Raw genomic sequence first — 2588 nt, forward strand, 5'->3', positions numbered from 1 at the left:
AGGCCCGTTGCCAGGTCTGAATCTTCCGCTACTTTTTGAGAATTGATTGTGAACCTGTCCATTGTTTCTCTGAATTTATTTGTAGCGCTCGCGCCCTGGTCGGTGTCCGGGAGGTCGAGGTTAACGCCGTAATAGGTCTCTATTTCGTCTAAAGTTTTCGAATACATGGCGTGCCGGAACAGGCTCTTTTGTTCAGAGGCGTCAATTATCACCGATATCGTCCTTTGGTCGCCGTTGATCGCGTTCCCCACCTCCGCGCCCTTTAGCACCCTGAATTCTGCAAGAGTTACGGTTCCTCCGCTCCCCATGAACTTATAGATGTTGTCGTAGCTTCCGTCGGCCCTCTTTTCGGACTTGATCACCACTTTATCCACCCTCATCTGAACATAGTATTGTGCCTGGTCCGCGCTTATGGGGGGCTGATGGATCCCTTTGGCGTCCTGAACGAACGCGGCTGGCATGTAACGTGTCTTGGTTGAATTTGCATTGATGAGGGCGTTCCCCGATGGATCGGCCTGAACGGTTATATAATCGGGGATGGCAAAATCCACTTTTGCATTAAAATGGTTGTTCGTTTCCGTTGCGGTTGCGCCGGTCGTTTGAAGGACAAGGTCCTCCTTATTGCTGCCGCCATCCACTTTTTTGAGACCGTGTGTCGATACCACCCAGTCCTGGTTCGGGTCGTACCATTTCTGCGTAACGGGTTTTCCCTCGGCCGTGAACTTTGAAAGATATTTTGCGCTTTCGGGGTCGTAAAGGGCCGAACCCTTTGTCCCGTCGGCGAATTCCAGGTCGCTGTCTATCCTCAGGCCCTTTTCGGGCTCGCCTATCCAGCCATCAAGATTCTTATCCACTACCATAAATTTGCTCTCGATTATCGCAGAACGTTCAACGGTGTTCTTTGCCTTATTGAACTGATCGTAACATGTCTTTGCGACTTCATATAAAGTATTCATCTCTTCCTGATAGAGCGCCTTTGCCTCTGCCTTATACTGGTCGATCTTGAGGACGGCGTCCTGCGCTTTTACGATCGACGATTCAATGCGCTTAACAACATAAAGGGCCTTTTTATAATCGCCTGCGGGGACCATTCCGTCCTCGATCTGGGATATTATCTCTGCCTTTGTGGCGTTCAGGTCCTCGGCCCCCTGTTTATAGGTCTCTTTAAGCTTGTCGTAATCTTCGAGAGAGATACTCATTCCTTCGACCCTTGAATCGCTCATATATTCTTCTATGCTCTTCACATAGTAAGGGGTCGTGGTCGGGTCGGTCACGAGCTGGCCGGTGGCCTGGTCCACATAGGTTCCGGGCATGACCTCCGAGCCCACCTGCATATCGAAGGGATTGGCGGCGCTCGAAGCGTCGGTCGATGTGTTGCCGAATATGGAGTTGGCGGTATTGTTAAGGTCCTCGCCGACATCGGGGCTTCCGAACGAATCCTCGTTCACCGAGGTCTGGTTCTCGTTCTCGATGTTCGATTTGAATTCCGGCGCCTCATACGCCTTAAAGTTCACTTTGTTTATCATATAGTTCCTATCCCTTGCTCTTTTTCATATTCCGACAGTTCATCCATTTGCCTCTGGGTATATATGATACCCTTCTCGAGCTTGGATATGAACTGTCTCGCCACTGCGGCGTCAAATCCGTCAAAACCGGCACCGCCGCCGGACAATATATTTTCGATGCTTGCCTTTCTTTCGTTAAGGAGCATCAGATTCTCTTCGTAATATGTCCTGGCCTGATCGATAGAAGACTTCATGTTGATCTTGTCAAATTCATCGGGGAAGAGGGCCTTGGTCTCGGAGAAGCTCGGAGGGAGCTCAACGGGTTCGAAATAATTATAGGACTCGTTCTTTCTCGGGGTCCAGATCTGCATGTCCCACTTGCTTACCGGCCTGAATCTCATGGGATCGGCTCCGCCTAAGATGCCCAGGTCCTTTGCCCTTCCAAGGCTGTTTCCGAGAACCGATGCTATATCGCTCATATCCGAAAGCGGGCTGCTGTTCGGATCTATAAGAGGATCGTCCGCAGCTATTACTGCTTTCCACTTTGAAGCACCGCGAGATTCATAGGTCGATTTGCCGACGGAAGGGCCTTCTTCGCGGGTTTCTTTTGGAGGCTCGGCCTGATCTTTGCCTATTATGAACGCCTTTGCTCTTGGATCAAAATTTGTTTTAGACATTTATATTGCCTCTAATTCTTTGATCAATGTCGATAATTCGTTCTTTATCTTTTCTACTTCAACGTTAGTAAGCCCTTTATTTACGACATAATTAAGTTTTAATTCCTGTTCACGAAGCCTTTTTATCGCCTCTTCCTTGTCGATGCCGGCGGTCTTTTCCTTTTGAATATCGCCGGTTGAGGTGGCTTTGGCGTCTTCCCTTATTTCTTCCGGTCTATGTCTATTGATAGTAGTCATACATAACTCTCCTACGGTAGAGATAAGCAATCCGCGTGCCAACTCGCGTAACTTGTGATTCGCGACTTGTAACTTGTAAAAATATAATAATTTCAATGTGATATCATTGTGCGCGTATTCACAGGTCACAAGTCACGAGTTACAAGTTACGGGGTTTTCGGGGCCTAAA

At 48.6% G+C, this 2588-nt stretch carries 2 protein-coding genes and 1 pseudogene (1 of these 3 running past the window's edge); all 3 read right to left on the bottom strand.

The genetic code is table 11. From position 1 onward, the window contains the following. Nucleotides 1-1526 (bottom strand): annotated as a pseudogene (locus tag COV46_08920) (hypothetical protein); it reaches 73 nt to the left of the window's first position. After that, on the bottom strand, nucleotides 1523-2182 hold the full coding sequence (locus COV46_08925; GenBank protein PIR16304.1) for a hypothetical protein: 660 nt from the start codon (nucleotides 2180-2182) through the stop codon (nucleotides 1523-1525). The pseudogene COV46_08920 and the gene COV46_08925 overlap by 4 nt, the downstream one beginning before the upstream one ends. Then, nucleotides 2183-2419 carry a hypothetical protein gene (locus COV46_08930; GenBank protein ID PIR16305.1) on the bottom strand — a complete coding sequence of 79 codons (237 nt, stop codon included), beginning with the start codon at nucleotides 2417-2419 and terminating at the stop codon, nucleotides 2183-2185. It lies immediately after the preceding gene. Between the last annotated feature and the right edge of the window lie 169 nt (nucleotides 2420-2588).

This window comes from Deltaproteobacteria bacterium CG11_big_fil_rev_8_21_14_0_20_49_13 (assembly GCA_002796305.1).
Classification (GTDB): Bacteria; UBA10199; UBA10199.